This window comes from Clostridium sp. C8-1-8, assembly GCF_009928445.1.
Classification (GTDB): Bacteria; Bacillota; Clostridia; order Clostridiales; family Clostridiaceae; genus Clostridium_AR.
On record NZ_JAABNO010000012.1, the window covers coordinates 70,725 to 86,399 of the forward strand.

14 protein-coding genes are annotated in these 15,675 nt (G+C 32.2%); 4 read left to right on the plus strand and 10 right to left on the minus strand.

What is annotated here, in order from left to right:
- Positions 1-30 precede the first annotated feature (30 nt).
- Together GXK57_RS13615 and GXK57_RS13620 are read right to left on the minus strand one after the other, a co-directional pair.
- Positions 31-873 carry a [formate-C-acetyltransferase]-activating enzyme gene (locus GXK57_RS13615; protein WP_160677258.1) on the minus strand — a complete coding sequence of 281 codons (843 nt, stop codon included), beginning with the start codon at positions 871-873 and terminating at the stop codon, positions 31-33.
- Between the two features lie 11 nt (positions 874-884).
- The gene (locus tag GXK57_RS13620; protein WP_160677261.1) at positions 885-3,176 is read right to left on the minus strand and encodes a formate C-acetyltransferase; all 2,292 of its coding nucleotides are present in this window, start codon (positions 3,174-3,176) and stop codon (positions 885-887) included.
- Between the two features lie 336 nt (positions 3,177-3,512).
- Between GXK57_RS13620 and GXK57_RS13625 the strand changes: the two genes are divergently transcribed.
- From GXK57_RS13625 to GXK57_RS13635, 3 genes are all read left to right on the plus strand, one after another.
- The gene (locus tag GXK57_RS13625; RefSeq protein WP_160677263.1) at positions 3,513-4,844 is read left to right on the plus strand and encodes a methyl-accepting chemotaxis protein; all 1,332 of its coding nucleotides are present in this window, start codon (positions 3,513-3,515) and stop codon (positions 4,842-4,844) included.
- A gap of 110 nt (positions 4,845-4,954) precedes the next feature.
- On the plus strand, positions 4,955-5,380 hold the full coding sequence (locus tag GXK57_RS13630; protein ID WP_160677266.1) for a cytidine/deoxycytidylate deaminase family protein: 426 nt from the start codon (positions 4,955-4,957) through the stop codon (positions 5,378-5,380).
- A gap of 278 nt (positions 5,381-5,658) precedes the next feature.
- Positions 5,659-6,255 (plus strand): hypothetical protein, encoded by a 597-nt coding sequence (locus tag GXK57_RS13635; RefSeq protein ID WP_202127727.1) that lies wholly within the window; start codon positions 5,659-5,661, stop codon positions 6,253-6,255.
- Positions 6,256-6,322: 67 nt separating this feature from the next.
- Here GXK57_RS13635 and GXK57_RS13640 read toward each other — a convergent pair whose 3' ends face one another.
- Both GXK57_RS13640 and GXK57_RS13645 read right to left on the minus strand, forming a co-directional pair.
- Positions 6,323-6,955: a nitroreductase family protein gene (locus GXK57_RS13640; protein ID WP_160677272.1), complete on the minus strand. Its 633-nt coding sequence runs from the start codon at positions 6,953-6,955 to the stop codon at positions 6,323-6,325.
- A 362-nt stretch (positions 6,956-7,317) separates the two neighbouring features.
- Positions 7,318-7,659: a hypothetical protein gene (locus GXK57_RS13645; protein ID WP_160677275.1), complete on the minus strand. Its 342-nt coding sequence runs from the start codon at positions 7,657-7,659 to the stop codon at positions 7,318-7,320.
- A gap of 210 nt (positions 7,660-7,869) precedes the next feature.
- Between GXK57_RS13645 and GXK57_RS13650 the strand changes: the two genes are divergently transcribed.
- Positions 7,870-8,511, plus strand: coding sequence for an MBL fold metallo-hydrolase (locus GXK57_RS13650; RefSeq protein WP_160677278.1), 642 nt, complete (start codon positions 7,870-7,872; stop codon positions 8,509-8,511).
- Between the two features lie 60 nt (positions 8,512-8,571).
- Here GXK57_RS13650 and GXK57_RS13655 read toward each other — a convergent pair whose 3' ends face one another.
- The 6 genes from GXK57_RS13655 to GXK57_RS13680 all read right to left on the minus strand — a co-directional run bounded on the left by GXK57_RS13655 (position 8,572) and on the right by GXK57_RS13680 (position 15,591).
- Positions 8,572-9,276, minus strand: a complete 705-nt coding sequence (locus GXK57_RS13655; RefSeq protein ID WP_243156432.1) for a GDSL-type esterase/lipase family protein — start codon at positions 9,274-9,276, stop codon at positions 8,572-8,574.
- A gap of 532 nt (positions 9,277-9,808) precedes the next feature.
- On the minus strand, positions 9,809-10,630 hold the full coding sequence (gene manZ / locus GXK57_RS13660; protein WP_160677281.1) for a PTS mannose transporter subunit IID: 822 nt from the start codon (positions 10,628-10,630) through the stop codon (positions 9,809-9,811).
- Positions 10,631-10,642: 12 nt separating this feature from the next.
- Entirely contained in the window at positions 10,643-11,413 is a 771-nt protein-coding gene (locus GXK57_RS13665) for a PTS mannose/fructose/sorbose transporter subunit IIC (protein WP_160677284.1), read from the minus strand.
- A 20-nt stretch (positions 11,414-11,433) separates the two neighbouring features.
- Positions 11,434-11,928: a mannose/fructose/sorbose PTS transporter subunit IIB gene (locus GXK57_RS13670; RefSeq protein ID WP_128215123.1), complete on the minus strand. Its 495-nt coding sequence runs from the start codon at positions 11,926-11,928 to the stop codon at positions 11,434-11,436.
- Between the two features lies 1 nt (position 11,929).
- Positions 11,930-12,346: a mannose/fructose/sorbose PTS transporter subunit IIA gene (locus GXK57_RS13675; protein WP_160677287.1), complete on the minus strand. Its 417-nt coding sequence runs from the start codon at positions 12,344-12,346 to the stop codon at positions 11,930-11,932.
- 482 nt (positions 12,347-12,828) lie between these two features.
- Positions 12,829-15,591, minus strand: a complete 2,763-nt coding sequence (locus GXK57_RS13680) for a sigma-54-dependent transcriptional regulator (protein WP_160677290.1) — start codon at positions 15,589-15,591, stop codon at positions 12,829-12,831.
- Between the last annotated feature and the right edge of the window lie 84 nt (positions 15,592-15,675).

Here is a 15,675-nt window from a genome sequence, read left to right on the forward strand (position 1 = left end):
AACACTGATTTTAACAGTGCTTATATTTAGCTACCTACCTCCAACAAAGACAGTTAGTCCTTGTTGCTCCATTTTCTGCTTTATAGCCTCTACCTGTTCATCTGTTGGAGGCTTTATATCCAACAAATCATAATCTTTTCTTAGATATTCATATTTTTTACTGCCATATTGATGAAATGGAAGTATATGAATTTCCTTTAATCCTAATTCCTCAACAAAGGCTATTATCTTATCTATGTTTTTTTCCTCCATTGTATATCCAGGAATTAATGGTATCCTAGGTATCACCTTATTATTATTTTCAACCAAAGCTTTCATATTTCTCTTTATCAAATCTATATCAGCGCCTAATACTTTTTTTGCTCTATCTCTATCCATTATTTTAAGATCAAATAGAATCAAATCTAAAAATTTAGCTAGTTCCAATAATCCTTTAGTATTTCCAAAACCTGAGGTTTCAATAGCAGCATTTATTGAAAGTTCTTTCAATTTCTTAAGTAATTCCAATGCAAATCCATGCTGCGCTAGCACCTCTCCTCCAGATAAGGTAACTCCTCCCTCAGAGGTGTCATAAAAAATAATATCTTTTTTTATCTCCTTCAAAACATCTTCTACAGTATATTCCTTACCTATATATTCTAAGGCACCTGTTGGACATCTTTCCGGCTTAATATTGCACATATCAAAGCTGTCACTACTGCATTTAATGCACAGATTAGGCTTCTTCATTATATCTATATCAAAGCTTTGAGATTCAGGGTTACAGCACCAAGGACATCTAAGCGGACAGCCTTTTAAAAAGATCACCGTTCTTATTCCTCCACCATCGTGAAGACTGTACCTTTGTATATTAAATATTATGGCTTTTTCCAAAGTAACCACTCCTATAATACATGCTCTGTTCTATTTATGATGTCATTTTGAATACCAGTATCAAGCTCAACAAATATTGCGCTATAGCCTGCTACCCTCACCACTAAACTTTGATATTTTTCAGGGTGATTTTGTGCATCTCTTAGAGTCTCAGCTGAAACCACATTAAACTGGACGTGCTGTATTTTTAATCTGCTAAAAGCTTGTATAAATGCTACTAGTTTTTTTAAGCCTTCCTGTCCTTCTAAAACCCCAGGTGAAAACTTAACATTTAGTAAACTTCCATTAGAGGTTAGATAGTTGTCAAGCTTGCTTACACTCTTAAGACTTGCGGTTGGTCCATTTCTATCTCTTCCTACCATAGGAGACAAACCGCCATCTGCTAGCTGCTCTTTTGCTTTTCTTCCATCTGGTGTTGCTCCCACTGCCTCCCCTAAAGGAATATGAGCCGAAACTGTATATGAACCTGGTTGGAACATACCACCTCTTATATTCTTATATTTTTCAACTTCTTGGCAGTAGTAGGAAAGTATTTCCGAGCCTAAATAGTCTACCTCGTCTATATCATTGCCATACTTATAATATTTGTTTATAATCCTTTGTCTTAGAGGTTCATTTCCTTCCCAGTTATTATCTAATATATCTATAAGTTCTTCTAAAGTCATTTCATTTTCATCAAAAACCAGCTTCTTTATTGAATATAAGGAATCACTTAGGTTTGGTCCTCCAATTCCTTGAACACCTGAAAAGTTGTATACTGCTCCGCCCTCAGTTATGTCTTTGCCACTTTCTAAGCAGCCACAAATGAAATTTGATAAAAATGGAGTTGGTGCACATTCTCTATGAGCTCTATCTACTATATTTGAACCATCAATCATATCCTTCACATAGATTGATATATTATGTTTAACTGCAAAAATTAAATCTTCAAAGCTATCAAAGCCTCTTCTATTCTCCTGTAAAGTTATCTCCATAGTCTTCAATAGATTAAATAAAGCTATATCATGAAGTCCATAAGTCTTCTTAGGAATAGAAAGCTCAACGCAACCTACCACTGCATAGTCCCTTGCATCTTTTAAGCTTACAGCTCTGTTGACATAAGCTAATATATTGGTCTCATCATTAAATACCTGAGGCATTCCTGTACCTATTCTTATTGCTTCAGCAGCCTTCATAAGAAAATCTCTTGGAGACTTTTCCCCTACACGAATACTTAAATTGGGTTGTGGTAGCCTTATGTCCCCCATTATCTCTAACATAAGATAGGATAGCTCATTTGTTGCATCATTACCACTTTCATCTAGTCCACCAAGAACTATGGTATAGCCTATAGGAAAACCAGCAAAATATCTGGCACTTTCTGTACTTCTTAAAGCAACTATGGTGTTAAACTTTATATAAAGTGCTCTTAGTACCTCTTTTAAGAATTCTTTATCTTCTCCAGCTTCAATGGACTTTTTATAGAACTGATACATATATTGATCAAATCTTCCTGGAGAAATAGAGCTGGCATTGGATTCGTGCTGAAATACAACACTTATATACCAAAATAATTGCACTGCTTCATAAAAACTATCAGGTTTTTCTAAAGATATTTTTCTTGCTATTCTTGCTATGTCTTCAAGCTCAATTTTTCTTTCTAGATTAATTTCTTCTCCTGCCATCTTTTTAGCCAAGGCTTCATGACGAAGTATATAGTCTCTAGCCGAAGTTAATACAATAAATGATGCCTTATAAAAATCATTCTCTTGGTAACTCTTCACCTTATCTTCAATCTGCCTTATCATATACCCTAACCCTTTTTCTAATACAACCTCATAATTTGGTATAATATGACCTTGACCCTTATCAGTCTGATTTAAAGCTACTATTTTTGTTTCTGTTACCTCTTTTATATTTTGAGGAATATGTTCTTCACAGTAATCCTTCAAGGACTTGCCTTTCCAATAAGGAAATAATTCTGTTTTGAAGTACTCCTTGTCTTCTTCACTTATTTCAAATTTGTCTTGAGCTCTAGTCGAAAACTCTTCTAATTCGTCCAATATCCAGTAAGGTGACATTTCAGGTGATATTACTCCTGCCCTAGGCTTAACAGTCCTATCTCCAACAATTAGTTCGCCTTTTTTTATCTCTATCTCTACATTATCTAAAATATGTGCTAGCGCTTTCGCTCTTCTTATTATTACAGGCTCGCCTTCTGTTTCTTTATAACTCTCAGTATAAAGTTTTGCTCTTTCAAGGGAAACTTGTCTATTTTCTCTAAAAAGCTCATCCTTTAAAAATTGAATTCTCTCACTAAGCATTTTATCCTCCCCTAAAGTATTGTTTTTATTCTTATTTATTATTATTTGTTATTGTTTAGTATTATTATATGCTATATAAATATTGTTTTCAATAACATTTACTGCAAAATAATACATAAATCAATAACTAATTAGTTTATATGTTCAGAAAAGTATAAAGAATTTCAATCTTCCAGTTTGCCACATATAAGCTTGTTATTCTCACTGTTTACATTTAATTAGTCTATTAGCAGCAATACTACTTAACTGCTTACAAATACAGCTCTTAGAACACTATACTTTGACTAAGGAATACGATATAATTTACATAAAAAACGTAATTTACGGAGGATATTTATGAGTACTAAAGAAAAGATTTTAAATTCCACAATATACTCTATCAAATTCAAACTAATTCTTGCTGTGGTAATAGTACAAATTCTAAGCTCTCAAATAGGACAAGCAATTAATATTGGTATATCCAGCAGTAGACATGCTCTAGAAGGTATTGGTGTAGATACAAGAGTCTTCGATGGAACCATAGGTGTATTAGTGGCTTCTATCTTGAGCATTATTGTTACTGTCTTTATCATAGTGTTTATCTACGACAGATTGGTTCTAAAAAGATTAAAAAAGGTACTAGCTTTTACAGAAAAACTAGGCAATGGTGATTTATCTGATGAATTAAAGTTTACTGGCAAGGATGAAATAACTAGACTTGGCAACTCATTGAACAAAGCCAACTCCAATATAAAATCCTTGATATCTGATATAACTAAGATTTCAAATACTATAAATACCTCAAGTTATGAATTGCTAGCTTCTACTGAAAGTTCTGCTAATAGCATAGACAGTATTAATTCAACCTCTGCAGTGCTTTCTGATGAAGCTTTAGGATTGATGAATGCTACTGAAAAAGCAAATTTATCTCTTCAGGAAATACTAAGGACTACTAATTTCCTTTTAGATAAGGTAAAAGAAGCCTTCAATGCCTCTAAAGAAATGGACAATAGGGCTTCAGAGATGAAGAAAAAAGTTTCTTATTCTCTAGAACAGGCAGGTATAACTTATAAAGAAAAACAAGAAAAGATTTTAAAAGCCATAGAAGCAGGTAAAATTGTTGAGGAAATAAAAGTGATGTCTGATACCATAAAAGAAATATCTGATCAAACTAACTTACTTGCATTAAATGCCTCAATTGAAGCTTCAAGAGCTGGCGAACAAGGTAGAGGCTTCGGAGTTGTTGCTGAGGAAATAAAAAAGCTAGCTGAGCAGTCTACTGATGCTATTTCTAACATTGAAGAGTTAGTTACTCAGGTAAGAGAAGTATTTAGCAATTTATCTATTAGCTCCCAAGATGTATTACACTATCTAAACACTAATGTTAAAGATGATTATGTGTTACTGCTTCAAACTGGTGATCAATATGAAAATGATGCTAAGCTTATAAATCACATATCATCAGAATTAACCTCATCTGCAAAAATGATGAATTCTTCTATTGATAAGATAAGCAAGGTTATCGATGTAGTTGTTGATATGTCAGACAAGACTTCTCAATCTACTAAGGAAATTAATCAAAGTCTATCTAAGATTAACACCATAATGGAGGAAGCTAATAGCTCTATCGAACATCAAGTTGACCTGTCAAACAGTCTGGAGAAATCAACTAATAGATTCACTTTATAATACGACAATAAAACTTCAATTTACTATCTAGGTTGAAGTTTTTTATCTAAATCTGTATATTATAAATTACATTACAAATGAATTAATAAAAACAATGGAGGTGTAGTCTTTTGGAAGAGAGACAATCTTGGGATAATTATTTTATGGATATCGCAGAAAAAGTAGCCACCCGTTCTACCTGTGATAGAGCTAATGTAGGGTGCGTTATAGTAAATAAAGATAAGCGTATTTGCTCTACAGGATACAACGCCTCTTTATCTGGTCACCCTCATTGTAATGATGTTGGTCACACTATGAGAGATGGACACTGTATAGCTACAGTACATGCTGAAGTAAATGCCATAACTTACTGTGCTAAAGAAGGTATTGCCTTGAAAGATTGTGTAGCTTATGTTACTCACTTTCCATGCCTAAACTGTTCGTTTGCATTAGCAGCTTCTGGCATCAAAAAAATATACTACAGAAATGCTTATCGCATGGACGAATATTCATTAGAGATCTTTAAAAGAAGCGGCATTGAACTTGAGCAAGTATAAATTTCACTTAAACATCTTTTTTTCCTTATTAAGTATTTAAATAAGCAATTATTGTCAATATTATAACTACATGGCTAGTAAAACTATCAATTAATATAGATATTATAAAATTTAATCATAACCCTTGAACTCACTAGGTTTGTGTATCAAAAAACTTTACATTTTCTTTTAGGGTAAAAAAGTGCTATACTGATTGTCGTACTAAAAATATGAAAGAGGTGTTTCTTATAAATACTAATTACAAAAATTTTCAAAATGAATATGACGTAAATGGAGATATGGCTACGATTTCCCTGTTAAAAAAGAATGGGGAAAAAGTTTCAGCTATTATAGATACTTCAGATATAGATAAAGTTAAGCAATGTGGCGTTTGGTTTGCTGAATGGAATAAAGATCTTAACAACTATGTAGTTGAGAATATAAGTGCTACAAAAAGAAATAAACAAGGGAAACCATTAAAACAAAGCTTACAAAGCATTGTCTTAGATGTTAACCCTAAAGCTCCTATAAGCCATAAAAACGGAGATACTTTAGATAATAGAAAAGCAAATCTTGAAATAGTTGAAAGAAATCTAAAAAATGATTATGAAGTAGTTGATGAAAGCACAATTGCTATACTTTTAAAAGATAAATATGGTAAAGTGATTTCAAAAGCACTTATTTCTAAAGAGGACTTGAGTAACGTAGTAACTGACACTTATAGCTGGGTTTTACATAAGACTAATGATGATCTTTCAGTTATAGCAAACACTCCAGGCGGAAGAGTTCACTTAGATAAGTTAATCATGAATCCTACTGAAGATGAGAAGGTTCATCATATCAACTTAAACCCACTGGACAATAGAAGAAATAACTTAGAGAATGTAAAACTGTAGGATAACAAAAAGACTCACTAAAGCATCTTTCTTTAGTGAGTCTTTTTCATACAAAATCTACATCAAGCTATTTTTCAAAACCTTCAAAAGTAACAAACTCTCCTATAGGTTTTCTGTATCCTCTTAGTCTTCTTTTATTTGTATCTTCTTTCCCCATAGTTATCAGAAGAACTGGTTCAAGGTTGTCAGGTATATCGAACAGCTCGGACACTCTTTCACTGTCAAAACCTATCATGGGACAAGTATCCCATCCCTTATCCTTAGCTATAAGCATGAACATCATTGCAGATAAAGAAGCATTTCTTATTGCTTCATCTCTTTGAAATTCTTCCCCTCTGCCTTCATATAAGTTTGTTACGTCACTCATCATCTTATCGTAATCAATCTTTGATAGCATTTTTAGATTTAACATTCCTGAGTATATTGAATCTACCTTTTTGTATGCTTCCTTATCACCAAGAACTAGTATTGCAGCAGAAGCTGTATGTATTTTATATTGATTAAAAGCGGCCTCTCTTAAAGCTTCTTTCTTATTTTCATCAGTTATAACCAAATAGTTTGCATGCTGGATATTAAAGCAAGATGGAGCTAGCTTTAACAAATCAAATATTTCCTCAAAATCTTCTTTTGGTATTTTTATTCCTTCAATAAAATTGTTTGCCGAATGTCTTTCTTCAATTAATGTTTTTAAATCTGTCATTTATTACACCTCATCTTCTATTCTCTTTTTAATAATGAAAAATTTGCTATACACTCACACAAAGTTTAAAATTAGTCAATGCCAAACCACCATATAAATGCCAATTAGTTATCAAGCTACTGTTTAACTAATGAACTTCAACTTTACCCTTTAACATATACTGATAATGAAATAATTGCTTCTATTAAACTTTTTCGCTCAACTTACTTTATGTAAGTATAATACAATAAGTAACTTACTTTTTCAAGTAATTTTTTATTTTATCTATACTTTATAAAACCTACTATATATATGCTACCTTTTATTAATTAAAAAAGATGCTTTATTTAGCATCTTGAAGCAATCAAGGTTAAAATATACTTCTAGTTTTCTAATTCCTTTAATATATTATCGGAAACTTCCTGAGGAACTGATATCTCTTCCAGCAAAATATTATTAGGGTTAGTTGTAAGCGGATACTCCTTCAGCCAGTAGTTTCCTCCCATACATTTACCTATAACTATTGGCTCATCTGGATTTTCATCATAAACTTCCTCTAGGTCTTTATACTTAGTCAGTACAACTATTCTTCTACATGGCTCATCAAAAGAATCATATATATTGAAAAAACTATTATATGTATCGAAACTCTTAACCGAGGTAACTATTCTTATTACTAATCCTGTCTTCTTAGCTAGTTCTTCTATTTTTATATTATTTTTCATTTAATCAAATCCTTTTCTAATATATATTGGTTAATTGTAATAACTCATCACAAATGTTAGTTTTAAAACCTTCTTATATTTTAGCACATACACTAAGATTCATTAATTATAATTTGTTTTTCATATAATTTTAGTATAGTATTATTTTATTAAACTGTTATAAGTTGATTTTTATATTCAAAGCAGTGGACAACCTGAGGAGGTCTAAAAATGGAAATTACAAAAATTTTAGAAAACGTATATAAGTTCAATCATTCTATCCCTAATGTAGCTATAAACTTCAACCAATATTTAGTTTTAGGTAAGAAAACTTTGCTTGCCCATACAGGCAATGTTATTATGGTAAAAAATCTGATACCAGAATTAAAGAAGCTACTAGGTAACAAATCACTAGATTACATATTTGTTTCCCACTTTGAAAGCGATGAATGTGGAGGAATAAACTTGATAACAGAAGCCTTTCCTGAAGCTGAAGTTATTTGTTCCAGTACAACAAACATGCAATTTAAGGGATTTGGCTTTAACACAAAGACTTTAGTTAAGAAACCAGAAGAAGTTCTTGAAGTGGAAGATCTAACTTTAAGGTTTATTAAATACCCTTCAGAAATGCATTTATGGGAAGGTATCTTAGCTATAGATACCTCAAGAAATATTCTATTTAGCAGTGATTTATTTATTCATTGGGATGCAATGAAAGAAAAAGCTTTGCATTCTACCATTGAAACGGAGATAAATAATATAAGCTTACAGCAAATACCATCACCAGAAGCTCTAGAGGAAATTAAGAATACACTTTCAGCTTTAGATATTAAGTGCATAGCTTGTGGTCATGGGCCATATATAACTATATAAAATAAAACTTAAGGTTCTGTTCAAGAAAATTTAAATAGATTTTCAACAGAACCTTATATTTTACAGATACTGTCTAATATTTTTAAGAATAACCTCGTATGCATTAGGCCACATATGAAGTCCCTCTATAGAAAACTTCTCTTTAAGATTTCCTTCCTCATCTGTTAAGCCTTCGTTTACATTAATAAATTCATAGTCATGTTTTTTCGCCAATTCCTCTACTGCTTCATTTGCTTCTAAAATAGCAGTATTGGTTCTATATTTAAACATCATTTCTTTTTGTTCTTTATCTATTCCTGGAAAATCAACTTTAGGATTTACGGGATAGTAGGCCATTACGTAAACCTTGCAACTAGGTAGTCTCTTTCCAATCAAAGTCAGTATTTTATCATAATTAGCAATTAGTTTTTCTTTTTTATAATCTTCTAGGCTTATATCATTGGTACCTATGTTAATAAATATCTTTGAAGGCTCTAACTCAAAAATACATTCTTCCATAGAACTTAATAGCTCAGATGTTACATAGCCGCTGATTCCTCTATTATAAATAACATAGTTTTTATCAAAGGTCTGCTGCAATTCATTGACTGGAAACTGCTCCATCAAAGAAGAACCTACAAATAAAACTTGCCCCTTCTTTGCACATTGATTTAGGTGCTTATACCTCTTTAATTTTGTTTTTTTCTCATCTTCCATAAGACCTGCAAATACATAATCTATGGCTTTTTTTACTTCTGCCATTTCCATAATTTCTTTTAGTTCCATTTTACTCTCCCCCATTTTATTTACTATACATGGAGATAGAATACTTTGTTCATGTTAATTCTTAGTATATTCTACCTCCACACACTGTAATTATATACCAATGTATTGAGTTAAAAAATATATCTTCTATATTCTTTTACACTGTTTAATCCACTAACGTCCCCTTATTTAATTGATTCTTTGAGCATCTGCCTTTCCCCGCGTACATGAGGAAAATTTATTAGGCGACTTAATTTTTTTTACTGTTTCCTCTTAATAACCATTCTAATTCCTTGATATTATTAGGTTTATCTAAAAAAACTTTATACTAATCTAGACAGTAAAAAACTCCAAGCTCTCTAAATCAACTTAGAAAACTTGAAGTTTTGGATATTTCACTTATTAATTATGGTATGTTTAAGAATATTATTGAAATTAAGCTGTCTTGAAGGAGATGCTCTATGAGCGAGCTATTAGCGCAAGCTCATTAAAGCATCGGATGACTGACCACTTAATTTCAACACGGCACTTTAACAGAGTCATTAATTAAACCCTATTTTAATACTCCTAAAGCATATCCTATGATACCTACTGCAAATAATCCGAAAATTATTAGCATTGGATTTACCTTTTTCTTTAAAAGCTTCATGCAGGCAAATGTCAATAATAGTGGCAATAATCCTGGTAATAACTGATCTAATATACTTTGTACAGTTGTTACTACCATCTTTCCATCTTGTCCCTTATATTGAGATAATACCAATGGTACATTAATAGTAGTCCATTTAGATACCAATGCTCCCATTACAAACAAACCAAGAATTGAGGCTCCAACAGTTAGCTTCTTCAATCTATTTCCAGCCATATCAGCAACTATTTCTGTACCTTTGCTGTATCCATATTTCAATCCGTACCACTTTGTTGCAAGTCTTATAACGTTGAAGATTACAAAGAACATTAATGGTCCAAGTATGCTTCCACTCAAAGCAATTGATGCTCCTAAAGCTGCTGTTACTGGTCTTAGTGTTCCCCAGAATACAGGATCACCAACTCCAGCTAATGGTCCCATAAGACCAACCTTAACACCGCTTATTGATGCATCATCAATTGGAGCCCCATCAGCTTTTTGCTCTTCCATTGCAGCAGTTACTCCCATTATAGGTGCAGCTATGAAGGGTTGAGTGTTAAAGAATTCTAGATGTCTCTTTAAGGCTGCTCTTTGATCTTCCTTTTTATCATATAATTTCTTAATAGCAGGAATCATAGTTACGCAAAATCCCACTGATTGCATTCTTTCAAAGTTAAAGGATCCAAGTAAGAAACATGAACGAATAAACATACTTGTAAGATCTTTTTTACTTAGCTTCTTTTCCATTAATTATTCCCCCTATAGCTCGTCGAGCTCATCGACTACTTGAACTTTTTGATTAAACTTAGGATCAAGTTGTATATAGATTATTGCAAGAACAGTTCCAATAATACCGAAACCAACTAAATTGATGCCTAAGAAGGCTGCTATAACAAATCCTAAGAAGAAGAAAGGCATTAAGTATTTAGCTTCCATCATGTTTATTACCATTGCATATCCTACTACAACTATAAATCCACCAGATATTTGTAAACCTCTTGTTACAACCTCTGGTATAGCAGCTAGCATACTATTTACTATGCTAGTGCCTGCTACTGCTGCAACTAGAGCTGCTGGAATAGCTACACGAACACCTTGTAGTAATAAAGCTACAAAATGGCACATTTCTATTGCCTTAAAGTTAGCATCGTCTGCATATCTATCTGCTGCATGCTGAAAGAAAACTGTAATAGTTCTAACAAATATAGTAAGAACTTGTCCAGCTGCTGCTATAGGAATTGCTATAGCTATACCAGCTCCTATTGATTGTTTTCCTACGATTACAAGGATAGATGCTATTATACTTGCTAATGCTGAGTCTGGAGCCATTGCTGCCCCAACATTCATCCATCCTAAAGCCATCATTTCAAGAGTACCACCTAATATAATTCCTGTTTTTAAATCACCTAAAACTAATCCAATTAATGTACATGCAACTAAAGGTCTGTGTGTCTGTGCTTCATCCAGTACGCTACCCATACCGCAGATAGCGGCAATGAGCACAACTAGTATAATTTGAATAGTATTCATATTATTTCCCCCCTAAATTATTAATCTATCAAGCCACTTGCTTTTAACTTTTCCATTAAATCAACCTTTGGATTACTTGCTATTTGCCTTACTTCAAGCTCAATTCCTTTTTCATGAATCTTTTTAAAAGCTTCAATGTCTTTATCGTTTACAGATACTGCACCAGTAATTTGAGTTTTCCCTTCTTTGTAGCACATTCCCCCTACATTTATAGACTTGATATCCACACCTCCTTCAATCATTCTTAAAGCATCACTTGGATTAGTAAATAAGAACATTGTTTTAAAGTCGTTATACTTTGGATTTTTATATGCTTCTATTGCCTTATCAATAGGCAAAACATATGCTTTTACATCTGCTGGAGCTACTTGCAATAATAAAGTCTTTCTTAATTGATCCTTTGCAACTTCGTCACTGCAAGCAATTATCTTATTACATTTTGACTCCTTTACCCAAACTGTAGCTACTTGTCCATGTATTAACCTATCATCTATTCTTACAAAACTTATTTCCATTTTATAATTCCTCCTCAATATCATTAAAGTTTGATCTAAATGACTTTATTCCAGTACTTCCAGCTTCTTCAGCTATTTTTATTAATTCGTTTACATTCATAGAATCTCTAAGAGCAAATACCTCTAACAGCATTGGCAGATTGACCCCTGTAACTATATCAGCCTTATCCATATTAACTACGACTCTGCTTGCAGCGTTATATGGACTTCCTCCAAAGAGATCTACCATAACCATAAGTCCATCTTCACAATCCAATTCTTTAATGGCTGCTTCATACTTTGCTACAAGATCCTCTGAGCCTTCACCAGGATTGAAAGTTATATATTTTATATTTTCCTGCTTTCCAAATATCATTTCAGAAGACTTTACTATCTCTCTAGAAAACTCTCCATGTGTTCCAACTATTACTGCTACCATTACATTCACCTCCTGCTTATATTCACATTTATATTAAAGCAATTATCATGCCAAAACTTTGTATGAAGATTTCTGCTCGTTTTATTCATAAATTTATTATGTTTATGATTATTTGCTACGGTAAAAAAGTAATAATTCGGCTCCTTTTCATTATTATCATCTTATTTTGATACAAAGTTGGTACTATTTGATACAACTGATAATTTAAGCAATAATTTTTGATACATGAAGGATTTTTCATTATCTAGCCAGTAAAAAATACGTTGATGAGTTTTTTTAGTTATTTTTTTACGAATTCACCTTTCCCAACGTATTTGTTTCAAATCTGGAAGGCGACATAATTTTATTTTTCCATGTTTAAACTAACTATCTATTCTAAAGCCTTGTCATTGTGCTAGATTAAGTTAGAACACATTTTTACAATTAACAACAGATAAAAAAAGGTTCTCCTTTTAAATTAGGAGAACCTTAATCAACTATTATTACACCAGCATCTGACATATAAAATACTTCTCATCTTCAGTAAGCTGTAATCTTAGATACCTCTTAAATATCTCACAACTGCTGTCTACTGCCTTAACTATATTTATATCTATAGCTTTCTTATCATCAGTATACTTTAAACCTTCATTGGTTATCATTCTTTCTAAAGCATAAGCTACATGGCTTATTATGCTTATCTTAGTAGTATTGTTCATAACTACACCTAGCTCTTTCTCTAGGTTACCTACAAACTCCATCAAAGTTCCTATTATCTTCTTTGGATTCAGATAAGTTAAGAACTCCTCTAGACTATTTTCACATATGTCCTTTATAACTACATCTTTATTATTGGTTATTGAAAGATTATTATTTCTTAGTAGCTCTCTAAGTATATTTTCTCCATTACCATCAATAAGCTTTTCTAAAGATATGAAAGGCAAATCTTCCTTTGGTCTCTTTACACCGATTACAGCTAAAACTGTATGTTGCTTTTGAAGTTCATTAATCTTTTTATCTAGTTCTCTAATACCAACAGGTACAATCTTTATCTTTTCACCTGTTAGATTTAAAACCACTTTCTCAACCATTTCTTTTAACTTTTCAGCTGTACCTTTGCCAGAACTGCATACAGTAACTATGACTTTGTCCTCCAGATAAGTCTTCTCAACTAAGTCATTATTATATCCTCTAAAGTCTTTTAAGGAATTATAAATATCTATAAGACTCATATCTAATATGCTTGCTCTTCTAACAGCTTCTAATATTAATGGAGTGGAAACCATATCTATGCTTTTCACTGGAATCCCAGTTCTCTCAATGATAGTTGTCTCAAACTTTACTAGTGATCCCATATCTACAAGTAATAGCACTCCCCGACCATTATCCATCTCACGGACTCTTTCTATAACTAACTCTAAAATAGTTTTAGGACTAACATCTAGAGGCATATCAACGGCACTTATGTTTGAATTTCCTAGAAGTCCTTTAACTACGCTTACCATACTACTCGCAGTAGAGTTTCCATGAGCTGCTACTATGATACCAACATCACCTCTGTACTCTTCCTCCGTTGATTTTAACAGAATAGCTATATAGGTAACTTCTACCTCTGGTACATAAACACTAAACTTTTCGCTTAATATATTTTTTATTTTTAAAGCTACATCATATTCTTTGTCGTTGCTATTTACTGTGCTATATTTCTTTCTGTTATATCCCTTTTTTTCTTTTATTCTTTTGAAAAATGCGCTCATATGAAGACTTAAGGCATAGGTGAACCTATCACTATATTTTCTCCCTAATTCTTTTTCAGCTATGAGCTTAACTTCTTCGGCAAATTCAAGAATTTCCCTATCTACTATTTTTAATATCCTATCCTTATTTTCATTATTTTTAGTAAATTTATTATAAAAGCTTTTAATGTGTATGTTCACATCTGTAGTTATAAACTTATTTATATAATCATCATCCATGCCTTCTTCCTTCAGCAAGGACAGTTTATCTTCAATAAGCTTATACAAATTAAAAGGAGGCTCATAGGAATCGGAAGAATCCACAACATTTTTGTATCCGTCTGGACTTATAAAAATTGGTGAGTTCAAGATAGCATCTAATTGTTGAAATTCCCGTCTATCTCTTCCTATTTCAAAGAATCCATCTTTTATATTAGGTGCTAGAGTTTTAAAATCTAGCTCTATATAGTCACTTTCATTATTTATACTATCTAAAAAGCCTTTTGCACAGGTCAGCTGAATATTTGATTTTAATTGTCCTATGTTTCCATAGGTAGCACTTCCTATCAAAGCCTTAACTACTTCCGCAGATGCTTTTATTGGCTTATTTACTCTACTAGCTTCATTTAGCAATAAATATCTTATCATCTGTACTTTTTCTTCGTTATCTCTTTCCTGTAGAGATGGAATGGTTATGGTTATAGGAATTCTTCTCATAAAGGTTTTTAACATATAAGAATCAGATTCCTCAGTGGTTGCACTAATTATAAGTACGCTAGATTTTCTATTCCTTTCGGTTTCTCCTAACTTACCGTATTCTCCAGTGTCCATAAAGTAGAAAATCATCTCTTGACCTTCGGGAGGTAATCTATGAATTTCATCTAAGAATAAAATACCTCCATTTGCTTTTTCAACTAATCCCTGCTTTTCAGTATCTGCTCCAGTAAAAGCACCTTTTATATGTCCAAATATATGATCTAAAAGCAATTGGGAGTTATTATAATAATCCGCACAGTTAAACACTACAAAAGGCGATTTTTCACTAAACTTTCCTGCATACCTTCCATAGTTATACATTATTTTAGCAAATAAAGTTTTACCCACCCCGGTTTGTCCAACTATTAAGGTATTTAGCCCTGATGGAGGATATAGTATTGCAGCTTTTGCTTGCTCAATTTGATTTTTCAAGCTTTTTTCAGCTCCAATAATCAATTTAAAGGGGTCTTTATCCTTATTAGAGCTAACTAATTCTTTTATACTCTTAACTTCAACTATAGCATCTTCTATTTCAATATTTAATATTTCTTTTAAAACAGACTTAGGAAGAAATCTTACCGGTCTTTCCTTTATCTTTATTATCTTACCCAGTCTCAAAAGTTCATTTAACTCTCTACTTACATTATTCCTTAACATTCCAAGTTCTTCAGCTATATCAACTGACGTAAAACCTATATCATTTAATATATCTTCCTTCGAAAGCTTCCTAGTATTCTCTTCTAGATAACAATATATTTTATCTATCTTCTTCATTCTATCCCCCCATAATCATCTGCAAATTAACTAAGGCTAATAGGTAACAGAATATTATGTTCAACTAAATTATCCTTTGTAGCA

What these genes read in the sequence shown, in the direction of transcription:
- GXK57_RS13650 (WP_160677278.1), top strand. Translation starts at nt 7,870, where the DNA reads ATGGAAATTACAAAAATTTTAGAAAACGTATATAAGTTCAATCATTCT.
- GXK57_RS13675 (WP_160677287.1), bottom strand. Translation starts at nt 12,346, where the DNA reads ATGGTAGCAGTAATAGTTGGAACACATGGAGAGTTTTCTAGAGAGATA.
- GXK57_RS13620 (WP_160677261.1), bottom strand. Translation starts at nt 3,176, where the DNA reads ATGCTTAGTGAGAGAATTCAATTTTTAAAGGATGAGCTTTTTAGAGAA.
- GXK57_RS13670 (WP_128215123.1), bottom strand. Translation starts at nt 11,928, where the DNA reads ATGGAAATAAGTTTTGTAAGAATAGATGATAGGTTAATACATGGACAA.
- manZ (WP_160677281.1), bottom strand. Translation starts at nt 10,630, where the DNA reads ATGGAAAAGAAGCTAAGTAAAAAAGATCTTACAAGTATGTTTATTCGT.
- GXK57_RS13665 (WP_160677284.1), bottom strand. Translation starts at nt 11,413, where the DNA reads ATGAATACTATTCAAATTATACTAGTTGTGCTCATTGCCGCTATCTGC.
- GXK57_RS13635 (WP_202127727.1), top strand. Translation starts at nt 5,659, where the DNA reads ATGGCTACGATTTCCCTGTTAAAAAAGAATGGGGAAAAAGTTTCAGCT.
- GXK57_RS13645 (WP_160677275.1), bottom strand. Translation starts at nt 7,659, where the DNA reads ATGAAAAATAATATAAAAATAGAAGAACTAGCTAAGAAGACAGGATTA.
- GXK57_RS13655 (WP_243156432.1), bottom strand. Translation starts at nt 9,276, where the DNA reads ATGGAACTAAAAGAAATTATGGAAATGGCAGAAGTAAAAAAAGCCATA.
- GXK57_RS13680 (WP_160677290.1), bottom strand. Translation starts at nt 15,591, where the DNA reads ATGAAGAAGATAGATAAAATATATTGTTATCTAGAAGAGAATACTAGG.
- GXK57_RS13640 (WP_160677272.1), bottom strand. Translation starts at nt 6,955, where the DNA reads ATGACAGATTTAAAAACATTAATTGAAGAAAGACATTCGGCAAACAAT.
- GXK57_RS13625 (WP_160677263.1), top strand. Translation starts at nt 3,513, where the DNA reads ATGAGTACTAAAGAAAAGATTTTAAATTCCACAATATACTCTATCAAA.